We start from the raw sequence: 24,277 nt of genomic DNA on the forward strand, positions 1-24,277 counted from the left end.
TCCCTCCTAGGCAGGAGCCGTCATGGTGATCGACTGCCACCAGCATCTCTGGCCCCCACGCCTGCTCGACGCGCTCCGCCGCCGCGGCGAGTTCCCGTTCCTGCGCGGCTGGACGCTGCACCTGCCCGGCGAGCCGCCCTACGAGGTCGACCCGGCCGCCCACGACGTCGCCGCCCGCCAGGAGAAGGAAACTTCCGAACAAGTTCTCGTCTCGCTTTCCAGCCCGCTCGGCATCGAGCACCTCGCCGGGCCCGACGGCGCCGAGCTGATCGACGTCTGGCACGAGAGCGCCCTCGAGCTTCCCGACCCGTTCCGGGTGTGGGCCGCCGCCTCGGTCGCCGACCCCGACCCGGACGGGCTGGCCAAGGTGCTGCGCGAGGAGCGGGTCGCGGGCCTGCAGCTCCCGGCGACCGCACTCGGCGACCCGGCCGCGGTGGCCCGGATGGCGCCGCTGCTCGACGAGGCGGAGCACGCCGGCAAACCGGTGCTCGTGCATCCCGGCCCCGCGCCGGAGGGCGACCCCGGCCTGCCCGCCTGGTGGCCGGCTCTGGGCCCGTACGTGTCGCAACTGCATTTGTCCTGGCTGGCCTGGCACATAGCCGGCCGGTCGCGGCACCCGGGCCTGCGCATCGCCTTCGTCGCGCTCGCCGGCCTCGCCCCGCTGCACCACGAGCGGCTCGCCGCCCGCGGCGGAAACTTGGGCCCGGTCGACGCGAAAGTTTTCTACGAGACTTCCTCCTACGGCACGCGCGCCATCGACGCGATGGTCCGGGTCGTCGGTGTCGACCCGATCGTGCACGGCTCGGACCGCCCGTACGCGGAATCGGCCGACCCCGGCCTGGGCGCGGCCTTCGCGCACGCCATGTTCACCGCCAACCCTCGTGTCCTGATCGGAGAGCCGCGATGACGCTGGTCGACACCCTGCCCGTGCTGCCCGGCCGGGTCCTCACCCCGCGCGAGCTGAAGGCCTGGGTGACCGACGTCGCCGCGCGACCCGATCTGTGGCAGCCACTGGTGCGGCACGACACCGGCAAACGGCATTACGCGCAGCTCTACCGCGACGGCGACATCGACGTCTGGGTGCTCTGCTGGAATCTTTCCGACGACACCGGCTGGCACGACCACGACATTTCCTCGGGCGCGGTCGCGGTGACGCTCGGCGCGGTTTCGGAGGCCACGCCCCGCATGGCCGGCGCGCCGGTGACGCGGGTGGTCGGCTCGGGGCGGGTTTTCGCGTTCGGCCCCGACCACATCCACCGCATGGCCGGCGCGATCGACGGCTCGGTGTCCATCCACGCGTATTCGCCGCCGCTGTGGCGGATGGGCCAGTACTCGATCAGCGCGAGGGGCGTGCTGCGCCGGCACGCGGTCAGCTACGCGGACGAGCTGCGGCCGCTCGACTAGGGATTGTCCTGGGCGAAGGCCGCGAGGGCGGCTCGCGCCACCACGTCGCCGCGTTCCTGCACGAAGTGGCCGGCGTCGGTCAGCACCATCGGCGCCGGCGCTCCACGGACGGTCCGGCGGAGTCGTTCCATCGCAGCTACGCCCAGCACCGGATCCTGGCTGCCGACGGCGAGGAAGCTCGCGCCGTCCCAGGTGGACCAGAATCGCTGCGCCTCCCGGGAGATCGCGACGCCCGGCATCTCCGGCTCGGTCATCACCAACTGCGGGAAGGCTCGCACGCCCGCCTTGTACGAGACATCGGGGAACGGGGCGTCATATGCCGCGGCCTCGGCATCGCTCAGCGTCGGCACGCTGCGCTTGAGCAGTGCGCCGACCGCGAGGTCCGGATGCGCCACGACGTAGGCGCGCCAATCCTCGAAACCTTGGCCCGGGGAGGTCCCGACGGCAATCCCGGTGTTCATCGCCAGCAGCCGGGACAGCCGCGGCGCGAACCCGGCGTCCATCGGCAGGGTCAGCCCGAGCAGACCGCCCCAGTCCTGGACGACCAGCGTGATGTCCCTCAGGTCGAGACGCTCCACCAGACGCAGCAGGTAGTCGCGATGGAAGTCGAACGTGTACACGGCCTGATCGACCGGTTTGTCCGACCGCCCGAAGCCGAAGAAGTCCGGCGCGACAACCCTCCCGCCGGACGCCACGAAGATCGGGATCATCTTGCGATAGAGATACGCCCACGTCGGCTCGCCGTGCAGCAGCAGGTACGTGTGCACGGCATCGCGCGGGCCGGCGTCGACGTAGTGCGCCCGCAATCCCTCGTAGCCGGGCAGGTCCTCGAGGTACGACGGTTCGTGATCCCAGTCGGGCAGGCCGCGGAAGCGATCGTCCGGGGTACGCAGCGCCTCGACCACGACGTCTCCCTCATCGATGGATCCTCGGGCGCGGGACAGCGTCAGCGTAGTGCATGGTCCTGCTCGGGCGGGAGCGAGAGCGCGCCGCGTGTCGTATGAAGCCGGCTCCGGGAGCGCTCTGCCTAGGCGCCGAAGTAGATGGACTCGACGATGGGGGTCGCCGCCGGCAGGTAGCTCTGCAAGGTGATGCCGCCGGGGATGTCGATGATGTTGATCAGGACGGTGCCGCCGCCCGGCGCGTCGAGGAGGTAGAGGCGGCTGGATCCACCCTCCGGCAGGAACGTGCTGGTGGGGTGGAACTGCGCCGGGTCGCCGGTCTGCAGCAGCGGGACCATGGGCTCCTCGGCGATCGGGCAGGTCCTGGTCCATCCCTTGGCGAGCTGGACGTCGAGGACGAAGCCCGGCCAACCGCCGACGGTCGCCGGCCGCGGGGTGCTCGCCGTGACGCCGGGCAGGCCGTCGAGCCACCGTGCCAGGTCGCCGGCCGTGCGGCCCACGCCCGGCTCGCCGTTCTCGTCGCAGTGCTGGGATGCCGCCACCACGTTGGACATGATCGTGATGGCGTTGCCGCCGAAGAAGTCGAGCACCGGGTCGCCCGGACGCGCCAGCAGAAAGTTGCGCGGCAGGTCGATGCCATTGGCCCACCCGGCCGGCACCGTGTAGGTGATGGCCGGCTGGAATGTCGCCGTGTGGTAGGTCCCGGCCACCAGATCGCCGCGGCAGGTGCCACCCTCCGGCGGGCATGCCGCGCTCGACGCCGGCGACGGCTGGGCGGATTGGGCCTTGTCGTCGCTGCCGGATTTGCCGTCGCCCGAGTCGCACCCGGCGAGAAGAATGACGGCGGTGGCAACGGCCGCCGATACGGTTCGCTGCGATGTGCTCATACCCATGCACAGCCGCAGCGGCCCGGGTGGGTTACGGCACCTCGTAACCCACCCGGCATCCCGCGTCTGTGTCCGGGTGGGGGGTGATTGCGCTGGCTCCGACGGCCGACTACGCCGCGTTCTACCTGGCTGAGTTCAGGGCGGTCGCCCGCACCGTGTACCTGGTCCTGTACGACCGCGAGCACGCCGAGGACATCACCCAGGACGCCTTCGTCCAGCTCTATCTCCACTGGGCCAAGATCGCGCGGTACGACGCCCCGCACGCCTGGGTGCGCCGGGTCGCGATCCGCCTGGCGGTCCGGGCGGCGCACCGCGACCGGCAACGCCTCCAGCTGACCAAGCTGTCCGCGGACGCGCCGGCCGCCGCGCCGGCCCCCATGGACATCGACCTGCTCAGGGCCACTGCGGCCTTGCCGGCCCGGCAGCGCGCCGCCGTCGCCCTGCATTACTACGAGGATCGTCCCGTCGCCGAGGTGGCCGATCTGCTGGGCTGCACCACCACGGCGACCAAGGTGATGTTGCACCGGGCCCGGCAGGCGCTCGCCGCCACGCTCGCCGACAGGGAGCTCGACGATGCCCACTGACGCGGACCTGAACAGTCGAATGCGCCTGGCGCTCACCAGCGCCGCCGAGGCGGTCGATCCGCCGGTCGACACCCTGCTCGAGGAGGCCACCGTCCGCGGGCGGCGCCGCCGCACCCATCGGCGCGCCGTGGTCCTGGCCGCTCTGCTGGCCGTCGCCGCCATCCCGCTCGGCATCATCGGCTTGGGCGGGAAATCCGCGACGGCCCCGGTGATCGCGGCCGCGCCGCCCTCGCGCGCGGATCTGATCGGCACCTGGCAGACGCCGTCCCTGTCCGCGGGCGACTGGGCCCGCACGTACCAGCGGGCCGGCGGGAGCAGCGCCCAGGCCACGGCGTTCCTAGGGCCTCCGATGGACGGCCCCGCCGGGCAGTACCGAATCGTGCTCCGCGTGACGCCGACCGAGTGGGCGGTGTTCGTCAGCGCCGACGGCCGCGAACTCGAAGCCGGCTGGCGGGGCGGCTATCGGCTCGATGGGCCGCTGATCCAGGTCCGGGCCACCGGCGACGCCTGCGAAGCCGCCTACCGTTTGACGCTCTCCGGCGGAAGCCTGCACGTCAGCGTGCTGGCCGACAGCTGCGGCCCCACCGACCTGCTGGCGCAACGAACGATCTACGAGACCGCGGCGTTCCAGCGCTCCGGTTGACACCCCGCCCGTCAAAGATCTCCGAGCTTGGGGAGGAGGTCGGCCGCCCGGGCCAGGTCGTCGCCCAGCGGGCGGTCGTCCATCGACGCGTCCAAGGACCTTGCCGCCAGATCGAAGGCCTCTCGCGCCGTCCCGTCGGTGAGGCGGCCGGGTGCCATCCGGAGCGCCCGGACCGCGGCCACCAGCTCGGCGGCCAGCAGGGTCGGCGCGAGTTTCGTCATTGTTCGCAGCGATCGGGCGCCCTGGGTCGCGAAACTTGCGTGCTCCTCCAGGCCCAGCGAGATGGTCAGCGTTCCGGCCGCCGTGGGCTGCATTCCTACCCGGATCTCGGTGAGCAGGTCCTGGACCACGTACTCGCTGATCATCAGGCCGGAGCTGCCGGGCGGGCCGTCGGCCAGGAATGCCCGCAAGCCCGTCATGTCGGGGCGCATCAGCAAACCCAGGCGGGCCGCCGACAACGACAAGACCGGGAGAAAGGCTCCGCGTACGGCGTCAAGTTGCGACGCCAGTGTCGCGGTGTGGAACTGGCCGTGGTGCCGTACGCCGTCCTCGGTGACCAGAGGGTTCTCGACCGCGGCGTTCAGTTCGCCGATCACCACCTCGTGCAGGGTCAGGGCCGCGTGCAGGGCCGGCGCCGCCACCTGGGGCAGGACGCGCAGGCCGAACGGGTCCTGGATCCGGGCGGGATCGCCGCACCCGGCCACCAGCTCGCGCAGCCAGGACGCGACCTCCGCCTGGCCGGGGTGGGCCCGCGCCGCGTGCACCGCGAAGTCGTACGCCTCGGGGTTGCCTCGAAGCGCAAGAAAGGTCAGCGCCCCGACCACGACGGAAGCGCGCAGCTGGCTGCGCATGCGATCCAGGGCCAGCGCCGCCGTCGTCACCGTCAGGGCGCTCGACGAGATCATCGGCAGGGCATCCGTGGCGCCGATCCTGGTGACCGGGCCGGCGCCGGAACGCCACGGACGTTCGCCGGCCAGGGTGAGACCAAGCTCGGCGAGCGCGGCCAGGTCGGCCGTCCCGATCGCGCCCCACGAGTGCATGGTGGGGACCGCGCCGTCGCGCACCGCGTCCGCCAGGGCCGCCGCGACCGGCTGGGAGATGCCGGAGCCGCCGGCGAGGATCTGGTTGAGGCGGGTGACCATCGTGGCTCGCGCGGTGAGGTCGTCCTCGATCGGGCCCACGCCGGCGCAATGGCTGCGCAGCAGTCGCAACGCGTGCGCGCCGTCGTCGGAGGTGCGTTCGTGCCGGTTGGCGCCCACGCCGGTGTTCGCGCCGTAGACGGCGCCGCGTGCCTGGGCCGCGAGCAGCACGTCGTGCCGATCGGCGACCAGCGCCAGCGCGGCCGGGTCGACGACGAGCGACGACTGGCCGGAGGCGAGCGCGATCAGTCCGTCGATCGTCAACGACCGCCCGTCGAGCCGGACACTTGCGCTCATATCGACACCACCTAGTTTCAGGAGCGTAAAGGGCTCCCGCGGAGCGTTGACATCTTATTCACTACCCCGCGAGTATGAATAGCCTCATTCACCGAGCCGGGAGCGCCATGATCACATTCGAGGATGTCGTGAAGGTCTACCCGGGTGGCAGCACGGCCGTGGATCATCTCTCGCTCGAGCTCCCGACCGGCAAGACCACGGTCCTCGTGGGACCGTCCGGCTGCGGCAAGACCACGTCGCTGCGGATGATCAACCGGATGATCAGCCCGACGTCGGGGCGGGTGCTGATCGACGGCGAGGACATCGCGGGGCGGGACGAGGCGCTGCTGCGGCGCGGCATCGGGTACGTGATCCAGCACGCCGGCCTCTTCCCGCACCGTACGGTGCTCGACAACGTCGCGACCGTCCCGATGCTGCTCGGCCGGACCCGCCGGCAGGCCCGCACCGACGCCCTCGGCCTGCTCGACCGGGTCGGGCTCGCGCCGGAGTTCGCCAACCGCTACCCCGCCCAGCTCTCCGGCGGCCAGCAGCAGCGCGTCGGCGTGGCCCGGGCGCTCGCCGCCGACCCGCCGATCATGTTGATGGACGAGCCGTTCAGCGCGGTCGACCCGGTCGTCCGCGAAGGTCTGCACCGCGAGTTCCTGCGCCTGCAGCAGGATCTCGGCAAGACCATCGCGATGGTCACCCACGACATCGACGAGGCGATCAAGCTCGGCGACGTCGTCGCGATCTTCCGGCAGGGCGGCGTGCTCGCCCAGGTCGGCACCCCGCGCGAGCTGCTCGAGAGCCCGGCCGACGAGTTCGTGGCCGAGTTCGTGGGGCGCGACCGCGGGCTGCGCAGCCTCTCCTTCGACACCGCGGCCGACCTGCCCGTGCGGCCCGTCTCCGAGGCGCCCGACCTGGTGCTCGACGAGGCGAAGAGGCCGGTGGGCTGGCGGATCGGCGGCGACGTCCACAAGATCGCCACCTTCACCAGCGCCGACTCGCTGCGGCTGGTCACCGACCTGGCGATCACCTCGCCGGCCGGGGTCGCGGTGCGGGTCAACTCCGACGGCGAGGCCGACGGCGTCGTGCCCCACCACGACCTGGTCGACCACCTGGCCGGACGGAAGAAGAAATGACGACCTACCTTTCGAACAACTGGGAGACGATCCTCGCGGCCCTCAAGCAACACGTCGCGCTGGCCCTGATCCCGGTGCTGATCGGCTTCGTCCTGAGCCTGCCGATCGGCTACCTCGGCGTCCGCTTCCCCTGGCTCTACCACCCGCTGGTCAACACGGCCGGGGTGCTCTACTCGATCCCGTCGCTGGCGCTGTTCGTCTTCCTGCCGGTCATCCTCGGCACGAAGATTCTCTCGCCGCTGAACATCGTGGTGGCACTGACCATCTACACCGTCGCGCTGCTCGCGCGGACCGTCGCCGACGGCCTGCGCAACGTCGACCCCCTGATCGTGCAGTCGGCCACCGCGATGGGCTACCGGCGGCTGCGCCGGCTGGTCGACGTCGAGCTGCCGGTCGCGCTGCCGGTGATCCTGGCCGGGCTGCGGGTCGCCACGGTGGCCAACATCAGCCTGGTGAGCGTCGGGGCGCTGATCGGCGTCGGCGGGCTCGGCCAGCTGTTCACGCGCGGCTTCCAGCTGTTCTACGTGGAGCCGATCCTGGTCGGCATCATCCTGTCGGTGCTGCTCGCCGGCCTGGCCGACCTGGTCATCGTGCTGATCCAGCGGCTGGTCACACCGTGGACCCGATTCCAGAGGGGCGCCGCGTGAACCTCTCGTACCTGTTCGATCCGGCGCACTGGAGCCTCACCGAGGACGGCAGCATCCCGCAGCTGATCCTGTCCCACCTCTACTACTCGGCGCTGGCCCTGCTGATCGGCACGATCATCGCGCTGCCGATCGGGCTGTGGATCGGCCACACCGGACGCGGCTCGTTCATCGCGATCAACGCGGGCAACGCCGGCCGGTCGCTGCCGACGCTCGGGCTGCTGATGCTCATGGTCACGCTGCTCGGGCTCGGGCTGCTGCCGGTGCTCATCGCGCTGACGGTGCTGGTCATCCCGCCGGTACTGACCTCCTCGTACGCGGGGGTCCGTTCCATCGACCACCGGGTCGTCGACGCCGCGAGGGGCGTCGGGATGCGTCCCTGGCAGGTGCTCATGAAGGTGGAGCTGCCGATGGCGCTGCCGGTGATGATGAGCGGCTTCCGCAGCGCCGCGCTCCAGGTGGTGGCGACCGCGACCGTGGCCGCCGCGGTGGGCCTCAACGGCCTGGGCCGCCTGCTGATCGACGGCCTCGCCGTCAACGACTACTCCCGTGTGCTGGCCGGCGCCATCGTCGTCGCGGTGCTGGCGGTCGTACTGGATCTGGTGCTCGCCCTCGTGCAGCGCCGGATCGTCTCCCCCGGACTCCGAGAAAGGTCATGAGAATGAGACATATCCGCATTTTTGCCGCTGTAGCGGCGATTTCGATGCTCGCCGCCTGTGGCGCCAACGAGGACCCGCTCAGCAACGACACCGACAAAAGCAGCAACGCGCCTTCGACCGTCACGATCGGCTCGGCCAACTTCGCCGAGAGCGAGCTGCTCGCCGAGATCTACGCCCAGGCCCTGGAGGCCAAGCAGGTGCAGGTCAAGCGCCAGTTCAACATCGGCGCCCGCGAGCTGTACCTCAAGGCCCTGCAGGACGGCTCGATCGACCTGCTGCCGGAGTACAACGGCGCGCTGCTCTCGGCGCTGTCCAAGGGCGGCGCGCCCGAGGGCGTGAGCAGCCCGGAGGACGTGCTCGCCGCGCTCAAGAAGGTGCTCCCGGCCGGCACCGAGGTGCTCGAGCAGTCGGCCGCCGAGGACAAGGACACGCTGACCGTCACCCAGGCGACGGCGACCAAGCACAACCTCAAGACCATCGAGGACCTCAAGCCGGTCGCGGGCACCCTGTCGATCGGCGCCGGCCCCGAATGGCAGGAGCGCTACCAGGGCCTCAAGGGCCTCGACCAGCTGTACGGGGTGAAGTTCAAGACCTTCAAACCGCTCGACGCGGGTGGACCGCTGACCCTGAACGCGCTGCTCAAGGGCCAGATCGACGTCGGCAACATCTTCTCCACCGACTCCGCGATCAAGACCAACAACCTGGTCGTGCTCGAGGACCCGAAGAACCTCTACCTGGCCGAGAACATCCTCCCGCTGATCCGCAGCGAGGCGAACAACCCGACGGTGAGCGGCGCGCTCAACGCGGTCTCGGCCAAGCTGACCACCGAGAACCTCACCACGTACCTGGCCAAGGTGCAGGTCGACAAGCAGGACACCGCGGCGGTCGCGAAAGCTTTCCTGGCGGACAACGGCCTGTCATGACGAAAGCTCGGCGGAAAGTTCGCGCATAACGCTGGTCACCGCGCCGGCGTGCGCACGTAGTTCATGGATCTCGGGCGGGCGCGCCTCGCGCGCCCGCTCCTCCACCTCGGCACAGAGCGCGGCCAACTCGTTCGCCCCGAGGGTGGCCGACGAACCCTTCAAGGAATGCGCGAGCCGCGCCAGGTTGCGGGCGTCACCGGCCGAAGCCGCGTGCTCCATCCTGGTCAAAGTCGCGGGCAACCGGTCGGCGAAGTTGTGCAGGATCTCGGCAAGTTTCGCGCGGTCGCCGCCCACCGAGGCGGCCATCCCGTCCACCCAGTCGCGAATGTTCTCCGCCTCGGACCGCTCGACGATCTCGGTCACGTCCGCGTGGGCCGCCGCGCCCGCCAGCACGGCGTCCAGCTCGGCCTGGCGGATCGGCTTGGCGAGGAAACCGTCCATGCCGGCCCGCTTGCTCGCGGTCCGGTCGTCCACCATCGCGTTCGCGGTCAGAGCCACGATCCGGGGCGCGCCGTGCACCGGCGGATGGGCGCGGATCTGCTCGGTCGCCGCCAGGCCGTCCAGCACCGGCATCTGCACATCCATCAGGACCAGATCAAATTTCGTACGATGGACGGCCGCCACTGCCTCTCTCCCGTCGGCCGCCAGTTCCACCCGGTGACCGCGACCCTCCAGCAGCAGCTGCGCCACCCGCTGGTTGATCGGGTTGTCCTCGGCCACGAGCACGCGCAGCGGGCGAGCGGCCGGCGCCGCCTCTTCCACGGCCGCCGCTATGAAGTCGGTCTCCGGCAGCCGCACCGTCACGGTGAAGGTCGACCCCTGGCCGGGCGTGCTGTCCACGGCGATGCCGCCGTGCATGGCCTCGGCGAGCCGCTGACTGATCACCAGCCCGAGGCCGGTGCCGCCGTAGCCGCGCGCCACTGACGCGTCGACCTGGGAGAACGGCAGGAAGAGCCGGTCGAGGCGGTCGTGCGGGATCCCGATGCCGGTGTCCCGGACCGCGAACCGGACCCGGCCGTCGACCGTGGTCACGGTCACCGTGACCGCGCCGTGGTCGGTGAACTTGACCGCGTTGCCGATCAGGTTGACCAGGATCTGCCGGATCCGGCTCTCGTCCCCGATCACCGCCGCGGGACAGTCGTCGGCCAGGTGCGCCGACAGGTGCAGCCCCTTCGCGTCCGCGGTAAGCGCCACCAGGTTGATGGCCTGGTGCACGCACGGGCCGAGCGCGAACGGCCGCTCGTCCAGGGACAGCTCGCCCGCCTCGATCTTCGAGAAGTCCAGGATGTCGTTGATGATCACCAGCAGCGACTCGCCGCTGGCGTGCACGGTGTCGACCAGCTCCCGCTGCCGCACGTCGAGGTCGGTGCCGAGCAGCAGCCCGGTCATCCCGATCACGGCGTTCATCGGCGTACGGATCTCGTGGCTCATGGTCGCCAGGAACGCCGACTTCGCCGCCGCGGCCGCCACCGCCTCGTCGCGGGCCGCGACCATCGCGGACATCGAGGCGTTCACCGCCGCCGCCATCTGCGCCAGCTCCTGCGGCCCGCTCACCTCGGCTCGCCGGCTCAGGTCGCCCTGGGCCACCCGCTGCGCCGCCGCGGTGACCCGCCGGACCGGCGCGGTGATGTGCCCGGTGATCCAGCGCGCGCAGAGCGCCACCAGCGCCGCCGTTCCCAGCGACACCCAGAGGATCAGGTTGCGGGTGCGCCGGGCGCTGGCGTCGTTCGCCCGCAACTGCTCGGCGAGGCGCTGCTCCTCGTGCGTGTGCAGCTGGCTGACCAGCGTCTGCACGGCGGCCATGTCGGTGGTCACGGTGGTAGGTTTCCGCTGGTCCGCGGCCTTCTGATACTGGGCGAGGCGGCTCTCGATCAACGGCTGGAGCCGGTCGAGGATCTCCTGGTGGATGGGGTCGCCTCGGCTGTCCTCGCGGACCCGGCCCAGGTCGCCGGCGACCGCGGCGGAAACGTTGCGCAGCGCCTGGATCCACGTGGCGCTGCCACTCTCGCGGTAGGCGCGGGCGGTGCGGTCGAGGCCGTTCACCCCGTCGCCGAGCCGCCCGATCTCGCCGAGCAGCAGGTGCGAGCGCTGCAGCGGCGCCTGGCTCTCCATCAGGGCGCCGATCCGGACGTACGCGCTGGCGCCCACCACGGCCAGGGCCAGCAGCGCCAGCAGGAAGCCCACGGTGAGCATGCGCCCGACGGTCCACCAGGACCGATCGGCGATCCGCTCACCGCGTACCCCCACGGAAGCTACTCTAAGTAACGTCGGAGGGGGATGCGGTGACTTCTGTGCTGGTGGTCGACGACGACCCGACGATGCTGGAGATCGTCCGGACCGTGCTGAGCTCGGGCGGCCTCGAGGTCGAGACCAGCAGCACCGGCCGCGATGGGCTGCGGGCGGCGCACGAGCACCCGCCGGACCTCGCGGTCCTCGACGTGACGATGCCGGACATGACCGGCCTCGAGGTGTGCCGCGCGCTGCGTGACGACGCCGAGACCGCCGACATCCCGATCATCCTGCTGACCGGCCGCGGCCAGTGGCTCGACGTGGCGTCGGGCTTCGACGCGGGCGCCGACGACTACCTGGTCAAGCCGTTCACGGCGCAGGATCTGCTGACCCGGGTGGACGCGCTGACCGGGGCAGGCTGACCACGAGCGAAGCGCTCTCGACGCCGACCGTGCCGCCGTGCCGGCCGACCACCGCCCGCGCGAACATCAGCGCCGTGGCGTTCGCCCCGGTGAACAGCCGGTCGGTGACCAGATCCGGGGGCAGCGGCAGCGCGATCCGCCAGTGATCGCCGTCGGTCGAGGCGGTCATCCGCCCGGCCCCGCCCAGCGCCCGGACGGCCTCGACCAGCCGCGCGAAAACCTGGTTCAGTCGATCCCGGTCGCCCGCGAAAGTTTCCATGCTCTCCACCGCGAAACCGTGCTTCGAAAGCAACGCGGCGAGGTCGAAATCTTTCCGCGAAATCGGGAGCGTCCCGTTCTCCATCCCGCTGATCGTGGCGATCTGCTCGGTCACCCCGGCGATCCGGCGCACGTTGCGCGCGATCAGCTCGAGGGCCTCGTCGAGCTGCGCGTCGCCGGTGTCCGCCGGCAGCATCTCGACCATCGCGAGGGTCGAGGCCAGCGGCGTGCGCAGCTCGTGCAGCATGGCCGAGACCAGCTCGGTCCTGGTCGCCACCAGCTCGGCGAGCGCACGGTTCTGCCGGCGCAAGCTCTCCCGCGCCCTCGCCTCGCCCGTCAGCTCCCGCACTCGTTCCAAGATAGGCACGAAAGGTGGCCAGAACGTCCTTGTCCGCAACATCGGCGCGGGTCGATGCTGGGGTCATGCGGGGGCTGACGGTAGGTGTCATCGGTGGCGGGATCGGCGGGCTGAGCGCGGCATTGTCGCTGCTCGCGGCCGGTTTTGACGTTCAGGTGTACGAACGTTCGCGCGCTCTGGGCGAGGTCGGGGCGGGCGTCCAGGTCAGTCCGAACGCCTCGCGGATCCTGCACAACCTCGGCCTGGCCGGCGAGTTGGCGCGCGTCGGCGTGAAGCCGCTCGCGCTGCATCAGCGCCGGTGGGACGACGGGCGCACGTTGTTGCGAACGCCGCTCGGCGAGCCTCTCGAGGACCGGTTCGGGTTCCCGCACTACCAGGCCCACCGCGCCGATCTGCTCGCCGCCCTGGCGGCGGCGATCCCGCCGGAGCGGATCCATCTGGGCCATCGGCTGACCGCTTTCGATCAAACCCACGATCGCGTACGCCTTCGTTTCGCGGCCCAGGACGACGCGGAGGTGGACGTGCTGGTCGGCGCGGACGGCATCCACTCCGACGTGCGGGGGCTGCTGTTCGGCCCCGAGCGGCCGCGGTTCACCGGGTGCATCGCCTATCGCGGGCTGATCCCGGCCGAGCGGCTGGAGGGCCTCGACATCGAGGTGACCGCCCAGGTGTTCATGGGTCCCGGCCAGCACTTCGTGAACTACTACGTCAGCGGCCGGCGGCTGATGAACTTCGTGGCGATCGTCGAGCAGGGCACCTGGACCCGCGAGTCGTGGACCGACCGCGGCGAGGTGGCCGACGCGCTGAAAGCTTTCGACGGGTGGCACCCACAGGTGCGCGGAATGTTGGAGGCCGTCGACGAAACTTTCGTGTGGGCCCTCTTCGACCGGCCGCCGCTCCCGCACTGGTCGCAGGGCCGGGTGACGCTGCTGGGCGACGCCTGCCACGCGATGCTGCCGTTCATGGCCCAGGGCGCGGCCCAGGCGATCGAGGACGGCGCCACGCTGGCCGCGTGCCTGGCCGCGAAATCGGACGATCCGGCCGGCGCTCTGATCGACTACGAACGCTTGCGCCTCCCCCGCGCGAGCAGGATGCAGGCGCTCTCGTCCGAGAACAAGACCCGCTTCCACCTCCACGACGGGCCTGATCAGGAGGCCCGCGACGAGGCGATGGCCAAGGGCGCGACCGACTGGTCGTACGACGTCGTCGCCTGGATCTACGACCACGACGCTGCGAACCCCTTGCCGTAGCGCGAAACATCTGGGTAATCTCCCCGCCACTAGCTCGATTTAGTGGAGGCCGGGATGACCCTTCAGCGCGAGACCTACGAGGCGGTCGTCCGGCACCGCGAGGGCGCCTTCGTCTCCGAGCGGCCGGCGCTGTTCAGCCCGGCCGCGGCGGCGCAGGACCCGGCGAACGCCAAGGGCGCCTACGCCCCGTTCGCCCAGATCCTGCTGCCACAGGAGTACACGGGATGGGCCGAGGAGAGCACCGCCCACGTGCGCGGCTGCTACCTGGGCGACTGGACCTCGCTCAACAAGATCGAAGTGAGCGGGCCGCAGGCGCTCGACTTCCTGTCGTGGCTGGGCATGAACGACCTGTCCGTCTTCCACGACGGGCAGATCAAGCATCACGTGCAGCTCGACGAGCACGGCTGGGTCGCCTCCGAGGGCGTGCTCTGCCGGCTCGGCGAGGAAAAGTTTCTCTACACGGCCGGCAGCGGCGACTGGCTGCGCTGGCAGTTCTCCATGGGCAACTGGGACGCGTCGGTCACGGACGTCAGCCCGGATCTGTTCATCTTCGGCGTCCAGGGGCCGGAATCTTTCGCGATCCTGCAGAGCGTTCTCGGCGGAAACTTGCGCGACCTCGGCTTCAACCGGAGCCGCCCGGCTTTCGCGAACGGCGTCGGGGTGCGGGTGTTGCGCACCGGCATCTCGGGCGAGCTCGGCTATGAGGTGCACGGCCCCGCGGCGTACGCGAACGAGGTTTGGAAAGCGATAGCCGGCGCCGGGAACGTGACGCTGCTCGGGCTGCGCTCGCAGTCGGTGCAGCACATCGAGGCGGGCATCGCGACGAACGGCCTCGACTACCTGCCGGCCGCGATCCTCACGCCGGGCGCGCCCACGCAGTTCCGCCGCGGCAAGGGGCCGGGCGGGAGTTTCGTTCCGGGCAACGTCACCGACTATTTCCGCAAGCCGGGCGAGCTCGGCTGGCTGCGCGGCCGGATCTCCTCGCACGACTTCCTCGGGCGGGACGCGCTGGTCGCCGACGCCGGCGAAAGAAAACTGGTCGGGTTGCGCTGGGACAACGAAAGTGTCGCGGCGATCGCGGCCGGCCTTTTTGACGGCGTCGAGCAGATGGAACTGCCGCGCCTCAACGGCCCGAGCTTCGACCAGATCCTGATCGACGGCGTCCTTCGAGGCGTCTCGACCGGCCGGGCGCTGAGCCTTACGGTCGGCGCGACAATTTCGCTCGGCGTCCTGGAAACAGCGCACACGACGCCGGGCACCGAGGTAACCGTCCTGTGGGGACGGCCGGGCACTACGCAGCGAGAAATCCCAGCCGTCGTCACAGAGTTGCCATTCAAGCCCGACCGCCGCCGCACCGACGTCAGCCGGTGATGGCCAGGATGATGGCCGCAATGCCCAAGGGCACGTCGAGCAGGACGCAGAACTCGGCGAGCGAGCGCTTCACCACCACGTCGCGGCGGTAGTGGATGACGTCCCAGACGGCGTGGGCGCAGAGGGCCACGCCGGCCACCGCCAAGCCGGCGCGCGGAGACAGGGACAGGGCGAGCACGGCTACGGCGCCGTAACCCAGCAGGCCTGCGGTCTCCACGGTCAGGGCGCGTCTGGGCGCGCGCAGGATCAGGCCGACCACGACCAGGGCCAGCGCTACCAGCGCGCCGACGAGCCACCAGGTCAGGTCGGCGAAACGGGCGGCCACGATGATCGCCGGGAAGACCAGGCAGCCGGCCCAGGAAACCCAGCGCCTGTCGAACGCGGCCGCGCCCAGATAGCAGAGCACGGCCACGGCGAGGACCGTCGCGATGGTGTCGGTGTCAGGGCCGAGCGCCAGTTGGCCGGCCGCCGCGGCCAGGCCGAGTGCGGCGGGCCAGCGGTTCAGCAGTGTCATGTCAAAACCTCCCCCGGTTAACGCGAGATTATTCGCGATAGGACAGCCTTATCGCAAGGAATTTCGCGTTAAGATGCACGGGTGGTGAACTCGCCCCGGCCGATGCAGCGGCCGCACGGACGGTCGGAGCGGCTGCGCGAGCGGGTTCACGGGGCGGTGGTCGAGCTGCTGGCCGAGCGCGGGGCCGACGAGCTCACGATTCCGCTGATCGCCGAGCGGTCGGGGGTGCACCAGGCGACGATCTACCGGCGCTGGGGCAAGGTTTCGGTGCTGTTGAGCGACATGGTTCAGGCCGGGCCGGCGCGCACTTCGCCGCTGCCCGACACGGGCAGCCTGCGAGGTGATCTGGAGGCATACGCGACGGCCGTGGCCGGCAGCCTCTCCGGCCCGCTCGGCGCGCTCATGTTGCGCGCCGCGGTCGACGCGATCCCGGCCGATCCGGATCGCGGGGCGTCGGCGGTGCTGGCCGAGCGGTCGACGCAACTTTCCGAGATGCTCGAAAAGGCCCGCGCCCGGGGCGAGTCGCCGCCCACGGTCGCGGACCTGCTCGAGGTCGTTGTCGCTCCGCTCTACTTTCGTGCGCTCTTCGATCGGCCGGCCTCCGCCGACGACGCCCGGCGCCTGGTGGCTCGACTGCTCGACGGCTAAGCGTCGCCTCGGTGGCGACCCATCACCTCGTACAGCTGCGGGTTCTTGTTCTTGAGCACGATGGCCGAAACCAGGCCGACCACCGCGGCCACGACGATGAGGGCCGGCAGGATCCAGCTCAGGGCGCTGCCGGGCTTGCTGATCAGCAACCCGAACTGGGAAGCCGCGTAGACCGCGACCGCGGCTGTGGCGACGCCGCCTACGACCGGCGCGACGAAAGTTCGCAGGCGGTTGCTGTCCAGGTCGGGATGGCGCAGGAAGAACGCGACCACCGCGAAAGATGCCAGCGCCATCAAGGTGATGATCGCCAGCGTGCCGAGCTGGGTGAGCCAGGTGAACAGGGCCAGCACCGGGTCCTGGTCGGTGATCACGAAGACGGCGACGATGACGACCGCCAGCACGGTCTGGCTGAGCGAGCCGGCGTGCGGGCTGAGGTGCACCTTGTGGGTGCGGCCGAGGCGCTCGGGCACGAGACCTTCGCGACCGAGCGCGAAAAGATAGCGCGCGACCGCGTTGTGGAAGGCGAGCAACGCCGCGAAAACGCTGGTGGCGAAGAGCAGCGTCATGATCGTGGTCAGCGTGCTGCCGAGATAGGTGTCGCTGAGCACGAAAAGGAACGCGGTGGGGTCGGGCTTGAGGCCGCCGAGGAAGTCCACGAGGCCGTCGGCGCCCTGCGCGTTGACCATCAGCCAGGTGGTGACGGTGTAGAACAGGCCGATCGTCAGCACGGCGACGTAGGTGGCGCGCGGCACCGTACGGCGCGGGTCCTTCGCCTCCTCGCTGTAGATGGTGGTGGCCTCGAAGCCGACGAACGACGCGGTGTTGAACAGCAGCGCGATCGCGACCGAGCCGGAGGCGAACGCGCTCCAGCTGAACGGCTCGAGGGTCAGCGGCGCGCCACCGCCCTCACCGCCCTTGACCGCGATCGCGACGTCGAGGATCAGCACGACGATGAACTCGGCGAGGACCAGCACCGACAGCACCTTGACCGACAGGTCGACCTGCCGGTAGCCGAGCACGGCGATGACGGCCATGGCGATCAGGACGCAGACCCACCAGGGCACGTCCCAGCCGAACTGGTCGGCGAGAAAGCCCGACGCCGCCGACCCGAACAGGCCGTAGAGCCCGATCTGCATGGCGTTGTAGCCGAGCAGCGCGATCCACGCCGCCGCACCGCCGGCCGGTTGCCGCAGCCCTCGCGTGACGTAGCTGTAGAACGCCCCGGTGCTGGTGTGGTGCCTTGCCATCGCCGTGTAACCCACTGAGAAGATCAAGAGCAGAAGACTGACGACGACGTACGCGGCGGGGATGCCCGCGCCGTTGCCCAGCAGCATGGCCACGGGCGCACCGCCGGCCATCGCGGTGAGCGGCGCGGCCGCGGAGATGACGAAGAAGGAGATGGCGAGCACGCCCAGGCTGCCGCGGCGCAGCTGATGTTTCTCGGTTTCGACGGTGCTCGACTGCTCGGCTTGGCTCATGACGCCCGTCCCTATGTCATGGTCGTTCGTGTCCGAACGTTTGAACGCGAACATTAGGGCCGGTGTGTCACGGGACACAAGACCCTCTTGCATCTCGGCCTGCCCGCACATATCGTTTGGGTCCGAACGACTTTTGTCACGGAGGCAGGGCGGTGGCTGTGAAAATCGACGAGGTCAATCTGGCCGACTACGACCGCTTCCAGCGAAACGAGGCCTGGGACCAGTTCGACACGCTGCGGCGCGAGGACCCGGTGCACTGGAACCCCGAGGACGCGCCGAACCGGGGCTTCTGGGCTGTCACGAAATATCAGGACATCTGGGCGGTGGATCGCGACACGGCGACCTTCACCTCGGAACAGTTCGTCAACCTGGAAGAGGTCGACGACGACCTGATGGACATCCGCCGGTCCCTTCTCGAGACCGACGGGCAGCGCCACCTCGTGCTCCGGCAGCTCATCGCCCGCGAGTTCAGCCCGCGCAACCTCATGAAGAACTACGAAACTTTCCTGCGGGAGCTGACGAAAAAGACAGTCGACGAGGCGCTCTCCTCGAACGACTTCGACTTCGTCCAGAAGATCAGCGCGGACTTCCCCATCCAGGTCCTCGCCCGCCTGCTCGACGTGCCGCTCGAGGACACCGGCCAGCTGATCCGCTGGGGCAACGAGATGGTCGGCAACACCGACCCCGATTACACCGAGCACCAGTACGACTCGCCGGAGAGCGAGAAGTACAAGCACCTGCCGTTCCGCTCGCCGACCACGCAGGACGTCTTCGACTACGGCCGGGCGCTGCGCGACCGTCGCAAGGGCGGCGACGGCACCGACCTGATCAGCCAGCTCGCCAACAAGCTGCCCAGCGACGGCGTGCCGATGACCGACAAGGACTTCGACAACTACTTCCTGCTGCTGGTGATCGCCGGCAACGAGACCACCCGGCACGCGATCAGCCAGTCGATGCTCGCGCTCATCGAGCAGCCCGACCAGCTGCGGCTGCTCCAGGAGGACCCGGCGCTGATCGCCTCCGGGCTCGAGGAGCTGCTGCGCTGGGCCTCGCCGGTCTACCACTTCCGGCGCACCGCGACCCGCGACGTCACGCTCGGCGGCAAGGACATCAAGGCCGGCGACAAGGTCGTCATGTGGTTCGCATCCGGCAACCGCGACGAGGAAATTTTCGAAAATCCCTACAAGCTCGACGTACGGCGTCCGAACGTGGACCACCTCACGTTCGGCAAGGGCAGCCCCCACCTGTGCATGGGCAACGCGCTCGCGCGGATGGAGGTGCGGCTGATGTTCGAGGAGTTGCTCCCTCGCGTCCAGGACATCCAGCTCAACGGCGAGGTCACCCGGGTCCGCTCCAACTTCGTCAACGGGATCAAGAAGTTCCCGGTGTCGGTCAAGCCGCGATGACCGTCGATCTGGTCGTCCGCGAGTTCGAGGCCGACCTGGTGGTCCGGTCCGTCACGCCGGCCGCCGACGGCGTGGTCGCGCTGACGCTGGCGCGCGCCGACGGTCAGGACCTGCCGGACTGGACCCCGGGCGCGCACATCGACCTGATCCTCGAGGACGGGCTGGTCCGGCAGTACTCGTTGTGCGGCCGGACGAGCGAGCCGGGGTGCTGGCGGGTCGCCGTGCTGCACACGCCGGACAGCCGCGGCGGATCGGCCCGGGTCCACAAGCTCACGGCCGGCGAGAACGTACGGGTCCGGGGGCCGCGCAACCACTTCCCGGTCGTGTCCTCGCGGCGCTACCTGTTCCTGGCCGGCGGCATCGGCATCACACCGCTGCTCGCGATGATCCATGAGGTCTCGGCGGCCGGGGCGGAGTGGGAGCTGCACTACGGCGGCCGGACGCTCGACTCGATGGCGTTCACCGACGAGCTTTCCGGGGATCGCGTTCATCTTGTGCCCGAGGATTCGCACGGGCGGCTCGATTTGAGCGCGATCCTCGGCACGCCGCGGCCGGACACCCTGGTCTACGCCTGCGGGCCCGAGGGCATGCTGGCCGCGGTCGAGTCGCAGTGCGCCGCTTGGCCGCCGGGCAGCCTGCATCTGGAACGGTTCACCGCGCGGGAAGTTTCGCCGGATTCGCCGGACAGCGAGTTCGAGGTGGTGCTGCAGCACTCCGGCAAGACGCTCGCGGTGCCGGCCGGGCAGTCCGTCTTCGAGACCGTCCGGCAGGCCGGGGTGAGCGTGCTCGGCTCCTGCCTGGAAGGCATCTGCGGGACCTGCGAGACCGAGGTGATCGACGGCGAGGTCGACCACCGGGACTCGGTGCTCGACGACGAGGAACGCGCCGCCGGCGAAGTCATGATGATCTGCGTGTCCCGCTGCAAGGGGTCGCGCCTCACGCTCGCGCTCTGAGGACGGGCCTATGTATCCCACGCACTGCTGGTATGTCGCCGCCACCAGCGCCGAGGTCACCGGAACGCCGCTCGGGCGGCGGGCGCTCGACCGCGGGCTGGTGCTCTACCGGACGCCGTCCGGGCAGGCCGTCGCCCTGGAGGATCGGGACGCGCACGCGCCGTACCCGCTCTCGCTCGGACAGCTCGAAGGCGACCTGATCGTCTCCTCGTACTCGGGATTCGCCTACGCCCCGGACGGCCGCTGCGTCAGGGTGCCCACCCAGGCGGCGGTGCCCTACGACGCCCGGGTCCGGGCCTACCCGCTCGTCGAGCAGGACGGCCTGGTCTGGGTGTGGTTCGCCGACGCGGGGCTGGCCGGGCTGCGGCAGCCGCCCCGGGCGCCCTGGCTGGCCGCGGCGGAGTGGACCACCTTCGGCGACGAGTGGACCACTCGTGCCGGGGCGCTGCTCCTGCACGAGAACTTCGCCGACATCACGCACGTCGCCGTGGTGGACCCGATCATCGCGCCGCCCGCGCTGTCGGCCGGGCCGATGCCGCGGCTGGACGTCGAGGTGTCGGAGACGTCGGTGGGGTTCTCCCGCGACTATCCCCCGGCCCCGCTCGCCAAGTGGCACGCGCCTTTGGTGGGCGCCACGGACGACTCGGTTTTCGCGCAACGCGAGGAAGGGCGCTTCGTCTCGCCGGGGCTGTGGGTGGACAGCTGGCACGTGTACGCGGGCGAACGGACATTCAGTTTTCGCTTCACCCACGGCGTGACCCCGATCGACGCGACCACGACCCGGCACGTATGGCGGGTCAGCCGGAACTTCGCACCGTCGGCCGAGCTGACGCCGCTGTTCGCCGAGTACTACCGCCGCGTCAAGGACATCCTCGTAACCATGCAGCGCGTGCTCGACGAGGACGGGCCGCGCCCGCTCGTGCGGGTCGCGGCCGACGCCGCCGCCATCCAGGTCCGCAAGATTGTCGGCCGCATGATCGCGGACGAGAGAGAGGGCATATGAAGGGCTTCTTCTACCCGCGCACGGCGAGCGGCGACTCGTCGCTGATCCCGAGCCCGCCCTGGTTCTACTCGGGTGACCTGCTGACCGTGGAGTACCGGACCGATCCGGCCCGGGTCGCGGAGCTGCTACCGGCGCCCTTGCAACTCGCCCCGGACGACCCCGGCGCGGTCGCCCTCATCTGGGCGGACTGGCAGTCGTGCTCGTCGTCGCGGGCCGAGCTGCTCGACCCGGTGCGGTCGCAGTACAAAGAGGCGTTCGTGGTGGTGCGGTGCAGCTTCGAGGGGCAGGTCTTCTCGCGCTGCGTCTACATCTGGGTGGACAAGGACTTCGCCATCGCGCGCGGGCTGCACCAGGGGTATCCGAAGAAGCTCGGCTCGATGTGGCAGACACGGCCGCACCCGTTCGGGCAGGCGGCGCCGCAGCTGGCGCCGGGCGGGATGTTCGGGGCGACGCTCGCGGCCGGCGACCGGCGGATCGCGGAGGCGGTGCTGACACTGCGCTCGCCCGCCGAGACGAACGGCTTCGTGAACGGGCATCCGATGGCGCATCACCGCTTCTACCCGGGCATCGAGAAGGGCGCACCGGACGCCTACGCCGAGCTGATCCAGTCGGGCGCCGCGTCGTTCGACGGCGGCCAGGCGTGGGCCGGTGACGTCGACCTCCGGTTGTTCGACTCGCCCACCGAGGAGCTGTCCCGGCTCACCGTCGACGAGGTCATCGGCGGCTACTACCGGCAGGTCGGCGTCGTCTGGGACGGCGGAAAGACGCTCGCGAAACTTTCCAAGGAGGACGCGTGATTTCCGTAGAGGGCGTCGCGATCGACACCCGGCACTGGATCGGCGGCCGGCGAGTCGCGTCCGATCGGACATTCGCCGATATCTCCCCGATCGACGAAAGTTTCCTCGGCGATATCGCAGCCGGCACGGCGGCCGAAGTCGACGCCGCTGTCGCCGCCGCTCGCGAAGCATTTCCCGCCTGGGCCGCGTTGTCCGCGCCGGAACGTGGCGCGATCCTCCGCCGGGTCGCGGACGGCATCGACGAGCGCCGGGAAGACCTCGCCCGCGTGGAGACCCGGGACAACGGCTCGCTGCTGCGCTCGCACCGCCGGGGCGTGATGCCGCGAGTGGCGATGAACTTCCGCTTCTTCGCCGACTACGCCGAGAAGCTCGCCCACCCCGACATGGAGATTCGTGGCCACCGGGAGCGGGTCACCTACGACCCGGCCGGCGTCACCGCGATCATCACGCCGTGGAACGCGCCGCTCATGCTGGCCACGTGGCGGATCGGCCCGGCCCTCGCCGCCGGGAACACGGTCGTGCTCAAGCCGCCGGAGTGGGCGCCGCTGACCGCGTCGCTGCTCGCCGACATCGCGCACGAGGCCGGGCTGCCCGCCGGCGTCTTCAACGTCGTGCAGGGGATCGGCGCCGAGGCAGGCGCGGCCTTGAGCAAACACCCGGGCATCAACCGGCTGTCGTTCACCGGCTCGGTCCCGACCGCCGGGGTGATCGCCGCCGCCGCCGCGCCCACCATCGTGCCGCTCTCCTTCGAGCTGGGCGGCAAGTCGCCGCTGCTGGTCTTCGACGACTGCGACCTCGACCTCGCCGTCGACCTGGCCGTCGAGCAGTTCGACAACGCCGGTCAGGTCTGCCTCGGCGCGTTCCGGATCCTGGTGCAGGAGAGCATCGCCGCGGAGTTCCAGGCGCGGGTCGTGGAGAAGGCCCGTGGTCTCGTGCAGGGCGACCCGCGCGACGAGAAGACCGACGTCAGCGCCCTGGTCAGCCGTGCACATCTCGATCGGGTCAGCGGGTTCGTCGACCGCGCCCTGGCCGACGGCGCCCGGGCGATCCTGGGCGGCGCCGCACCCGAAAAGGGCCTCTACTACCCGCCCACGATCCTGGCCGACGCCAAGCCGGGCAGCGAGATCCTGACCGAGGAGGTCTTCGGGCCGGTGCTGACCTTCCAGACCTTCGCCGACGAGGACGAGGGCGTGCGGATGGCCAACGACACCCGCTTCGGCCTGGCCGCCACCCTGGTCACCGGTTCGCCGGAAAAGGCCGAGCGGGTCAGCGCGCGGCTCAACGCCGGCACGGTCTGGGTGAACTGCTTCTTCGTCCGCGATCTCGGCGCGCCCTTCGGTGGCAACGGCAAGTCCGGGATCGGGCGCGAGGGCGGTACGTACTCGTTCGACTTCTACTGCGACGTCAAGAACACGGTGTTCAGCCCCAACGGATGGAAGGAGAGCTCCCATGGGTGAGGTGGCCGGGGCCGGGCTGATCGCCCACGTGCCCACCATCGTGCTGCCGGAGGAGACCCGGCGCGAGCTCAACCACGGCGAGGACTCGACGCTGGTCTCCGGCCTGCACCAGCTGCGCCGGGAGGTCTTCGACGTCGTCGACTACGACACCGTCGTGGTCCTCGACTCGCACTGGGCCACCACTGTCGAGTTCGTGGTGACCGCCCAGCAGCGCCGGGCCGGGCTGTTCACCTCGGAGGAGCTGCCGCGCGGGATGTGCCGCCGGCCGTACGACTTCCCCGGCGACCCTTCGCTGGCCCGCCTCATCGAGAGCAAGGGGGCCGAGCACTCCACCTGGATCACCGCCATCGAGGACGACCACCTGCCGATCTTCTACGCCACCACGAACCTGTGGGAGTTCCTCGGCCAGGGCCTGCCGGAGAAGCGGTGGATCTCGATCGGGGTGTGCCAGACCGCCGACACCGAGGACAACCTGCGGCTCGGTCGCGCCCTCGGCGACGCGATCGCGGAATCCGACCGGAAGGTTCTGCTGATCGCGTCGGGCGCCATGTCGCACACGTTCTGGCCCCTGCGAAAGTTGCGCGACCACGAAGCGGCCGGTTCCGAGCACATTTTCACGCCCGAGGCCTACAAGGCGGACATGGAACGCCTGGAATGGTTCGCGGCAGGCGACCACAAGCGGGTCCTCGACACCATGCCCGAGTTCTTCAAGTACAAGCCCGAGGCCCGCTTCGGGCACTACCTGATGATGATGGGCGCGCTCGGCGAGGGCGACTGCACCGCCACCAGCCGCCAGTACGGCGAGTACGAGAACTCGGTCGGCACCGGTCAGGTCCACCTCTGGTTCGACCGCCCATCCGAGGGCTTCCCCCGGCCGCATCGCACCGCTCCCGATCCCGACTACGTACGCCAGACGGCGTGAAAGGTTCC

Annotated in this window: 25 protein-coding genes; 18 read left to right on the forward strand and 7 right to left on the reverse strand. The window is 70.2% G+C overall.

The genetic code is table 11. The features are described from left to right. Positions 1-22 precede the first annotated feature (22 nt). Positions 23-907 (forward strand): amidohydrolase family protein, encoded by an 885-nt coding sequence (locus ACQPZX_RS30880; protein WP_433362752.1) that lies wholly within the window; start codon positions 23-25, stop codon positions 905-907. After that, positions 904-1,404, forward strand: a complete 501-nt coding sequence (locus ACQPZX_RS30885) for a cysteine dioxygenase (protein WP_433362755.1) — start codon at positions 904-906, stop codon at positions 1,402-1,404. Before ACQPZX_RS30880 ends, ACQPZX_RS30885 begins: the two co-directional genes overlap by 4 nt. Here the strand turns inward: ACQPZX_RS30885 and ACQPZX_RS30890 are convergent. Further along, a complete protein-coding gene (locus tag ACQPZX_RS30890) occupies positions 1,401-2,309 on the reverse strand; it encodes a haloalkane dehalogenase (protein ID WP_433362758.1) in 909 nt (302 codons plus the stop codon). The two genes, ACQPZX_RS30885 and ACQPZX_RS30890, sit on opposite strands and share 4 nt — an antisense overlap. 122 nt (positions 2,310-2,431) lie before the next feature. Further along, positions 2,432-3,193, reverse strand: coding sequence for a hypothetical protein (locus ACQPZX_RS30895; protein ID WP_433362761.1), 762 nt, complete (start codon positions 3,191-3,193; stop codon positions 2,432-2,434). An 83-nt stretch (positions 3,194-3,276) separates the two neighbouring features. On the opposite strand from ACQPZX_RS30895, the gene ACQPZX_RS30900 reads away from it, so the two are divergent. Next, positions 3,277-3,777, forward strand: a complete 501-nt coding sequence (locus ACQPZX_RS30900) for a sigma-70 family RNA polymerase sigma factor (RefSeq protein ID WP_433362764.1) — start codon at positions 3,277-3,279, stop codon at positions 3,775-3,777. Next, a complete protein-coding gene (locus tag ACQPZX_RS30905) occupies positions 3,767-4,420 on the forward strand; it encodes a hypothetical protein (RefSeq protein ID WP_433362767.1) in 654 nt (217 codons plus the stop codon). Before ACQPZX_RS30900 ends, ACQPZX_RS30905 begins: the two co-directional genes overlap by 11 nt. 11 nt (positions 4,421-4,431) lie before the next feature. Here the strand turns inward: ACQPZX_RS30905 and ACQPZX_RS30910 are convergent, their stop codons facing one another. After that, positions 4,432-5,856 carry an aromatic amino acid lyase gene (locus tag ACQPZX_RS30910; RefSeq protein WP_433362770.1) on the reverse strand — a complete coding sequence of 475 codons (1,425 nt, stop codon included), beginning with the start codon at positions 5,854-5,856 and terminating at the stop codon, positions 4,432-4,434. Positions 5,857-5,963: 107 nt separating this feature from the next. Here ACQPZX_RS30910 and ACQPZX_RS30915 point away from each other — a divergent pair, with 107 nt between their 5' ends. From ACQPZX_RS30915 to ACQPZX_RS30930, 4 genes are read left to right on the forward strand one after another with little or no spacing between them, the layout of a single operon-like run. Continuing rightward, positions 5,964-6,977, forward strand: a complete 1,014-nt coding sequence (locus ACQPZX_RS30915) for an ABC transporter ATP-binding protein (RefSeq protein ID WP_433362773.1) — start codon at positions 5,964-5,966, stop codon at positions 6,975-6,977. Further along, a complete protein-coding gene (locus ACQPZX_RS30920; protein ID WP_433362776.1) occupies positions 6,974-7,624 on the forward strand; it encodes an ABC transporter permease in 651 nt (216 codons plus the stop codon). The genes ACQPZX_RS30915 and ACQPZX_RS30920 overlap by 4 nt, the downstream gene beginning before the upstream one ends. Next, the gene (locus ACQPZX_RS30925) at positions 7,621-8,280 is read left to right on the forward strand and encodes an ABC transporter permease (RefSeq protein ID WP_433362779.1); all 660 of its coding nucleotides are present in this window, start codon (positions 7,621-7,623) and stop codon (positions 8,278-8,280) included. The genes ACQPZX_RS30920 and ACQPZX_RS30925 overlap by 4 nt, the downstream gene beginning before the upstream one ends. Before the next feature lie 2 nt (positions 8,281-8,282). Then, on the forward strand, positions 8,283-9,203 hold the full coding sequence (locus ACQPZX_RS30930; protein WP_433362782.1) for an ABC transporter substrate-binding protein: 921 nt from the start codon (positions 8,283-8,285) through the stop codon (positions 9,201-9,203). Here the strand turns inward: ACQPZX_RS30930 and ACQPZX_RS30935 are convergent. Continuing rightward, on the reverse strand, positions 9,198-11,450 hold the full coding sequence (locus tag ACQPZX_RS30935) for an ATP-binding protein (RefSeq protein WP_433362785.1): 2,253 nt from the start codon (positions 11,448-11,450) through the stop codon (positions 9,198-9,200). The genes ACQPZX_RS30930 and ACQPZX_RS30935 overlap by 6 nt on opposite strands. A gap of 35 nt (positions 11,451-11,485) precedes the next feature. On the opposite strand from ACQPZX_RS30935, the gene ACQPZX_RS30940 reads away from it, so the two are divergent. Continuing rightward, entirely contained in the window at positions 11,486-11,854 is a 369-nt protein-coding gene (locus ACQPZX_RS30940) for a response regulator transcription factor (RefSeq protein WP_433362788.1), read from the forward strand. Here the strand turns inward: ACQPZX_RS30940 and ACQPZX_RS30945 are convergent. Beyond that, entirely contained in the window at positions 11,802-12,461 is a 660-nt protein-coding gene (locus ACQPZX_RS30945) for a sensor histidine kinase (protein WP_433362791.1), read from the reverse strand. The two genes, ACQPZX_RS30940 and ACQPZX_RS30945, sit on opposite strands and share 53 nt — an antisense overlap. Positions 12,462-12,535: 74 nt before the next feature. Here ACQPZX_RS30945 and ACQPZX_RS30950 point away from each other — a divergent pair, with 74 nt between their 5' ends. Beyond that, positions 12,536-13,720: an FAD-dependent monooxygenase gene (locus ACQPZX_RS30950; RefSeq protein ID WP_433362794.1), complete on the forward strand. Its 1,185-nt coding sequence runs from the start codon at positions 12,536-12,538 to the stop codon at positions 13,718-13,720. Between the two features lie 54 nt (positions 13,721-13,774). Next, positions 13,775-15,091, forward strand: a complete 1,317-nt coding sequence (locus tag ACQPZX_RS30955) for an aminomethyl transferase family protein (protein ID WP_433362797.1) — start codon at positions 13,775-13,777, stop codon at positions 15,089-15,091. On the opposite strand, the gene ACQPZX_RS30960 is transcribed toward ACQPZX_RS30955, so the two are convergent. Beyond that, complete coding sequence (locus tag ACQPZX_RS30960; protein ID WP_433362799.1) at positions 15,081-15,605, reverse strand: hypothetical protein; 525 nt, start codon at positions 15,603-15,605, stop codon at positions 15,081-15,083. The two genes, ACQPZX_RS30955 and ACQPZX_RS30960, sit on opposite strands and share 11 nt — an antisense overlap. Positions 15,606-15,686: 81 nt before the next feature. Here ACQPZX_RS30960 and ACQPZX_RS30965 point away from each other — a divergent pair, with 81 nt between their 5' ends. Then, positions 15,687-16,253, forward strand: a complete 567-nt coding sequence (locus ACQPZX_RS30965; protein ID WP_433362802.1) for a TetR/AcrR family transcriptional regulator — start codon at positions 15,687-15,689, stop codon at positions 16,251-16,253. Here ACQPZX_RS30965 and ACQPZX_RS30970 read toward each other — a convergent pair. After that, the gene (locus ACQPZX_RS30970; protein ID WP_433362805.1) at positions 16,250-17,731 is read right to left on the reverse strand and encodes an APC family permease; all 1,482 of its coding nucleotides are present in this window, start codon (positions 17,729-17,731) and stop codon (positions 16,250-16,252) included. The two genes, ACQPZX_RS30965 and ACQPZX_RS30970, sit on opposite strands and share 4 nt — an antisense overlap. 152 nt (positions 17,732-17,883) lie before the next feature. On the opposite strand from ACQPZX_RS30970, the gene ACQPZX_RS30975 reads away from it, so the two are divergent. Genes ACQPZX_RS30975 through ACQPZX_RS31000 form a run of 6 tightly spaced genes read left to right on the forward strand, consistent with a single transcriptional unit; the run spans position 17,884 to position 24,269 of the window. Next, positions 17,884-19,137: a cytochrome P450 gene (locus tag ACQPZX_RS30975; RefSeq protein WP_433362808.1), complete on the forward strand. Its 1,254-nt coding sequence runs from the start codon at positions 17,884-17,886 to the stop codon at positions 19,135-19,137. After that, positions 19,134-20,090 carry a PDR/VanB family oxidoreductase gene (locus tag ACQPZX_RS30980; protein WP_433362810.1) on the forward strand — a complete coding sequence of 319 codons (957 nt, stop codon included), beginning with the start codon at positions 19,134-19,136 and terminating at the stop codon, positions 20,088-20,090. The genes ACQPZX_RS30975 and ACQPZX_RS30980 overlap by 4 nt, the downstream gene beginning before the upstream one ends. A 10-nt stretch (positions 20,091-20,100) precedes the next feature. Then, positions 20,101-21,093, forward strand: a complete 993-nt coding sequence (locus ACQPZX_RS30985) for an aromatic ring-hydroxylating dioxygenase subunit alpha (RefSeq protein WP_433362812.1) — start codon at positions 20,101-20,103, stop codon at positions 21,091-21,093. Beyond that, on the forward strand, positions 21,090-21,890 hold the full coding sequence (locus ACQPZX_RS30990; protein WP_433362815.1) for an acetoacetate decarboxylase family protein: 801 nt from the start codon (positions 21,090-21,092) through the stop codon (positions 21,888-21,890). The genes ACQPZX_RS30985 and ACQPZX_RS30990 overlap by 4 nt, the downstream gene beginning before the upstream one ends. After that, entirely contained in the window at positions 21,887-23,347 is a 1,461-nt protein-coding gene (locus ACQPZX_RS30995; protein WP_433362818.1) for an aldehyde dehydrogenase, read from the forward strand. The genes ACQPZX_RS30990 and ACQPZX_RS30995 overlap by 4 nt, the downstream gene beginning before the upstream one ends. Next, complete coding sequence (locus ACQPZX_RS31000) at positions 23,340-24,269, forward strand: catechol 1,2-dioxygenase (RefSeq protein ID WP_433362821.1); 930 nt, start codon at positions 23,340-23,342, stop codon at positions 24,267-24,269. Before ACQPZX_RS30995 ends, ACQPZX_RS31000 begins: the two co-directional genes overlap by 8 nt. The last annotated feature ends 8 nt before the right edge of the window (positions 24,270-24,277 follow it).

Origin of the sequence: Actinoplanes sp. CA-142083 (assembly GCF_050942195.1) — a bacterium.
Classification (GTDB): Bacteria; Actinomycetota; Actinomycetes; order Mycobacteriales; family Micromonosporaceae; genus Actinoplanes.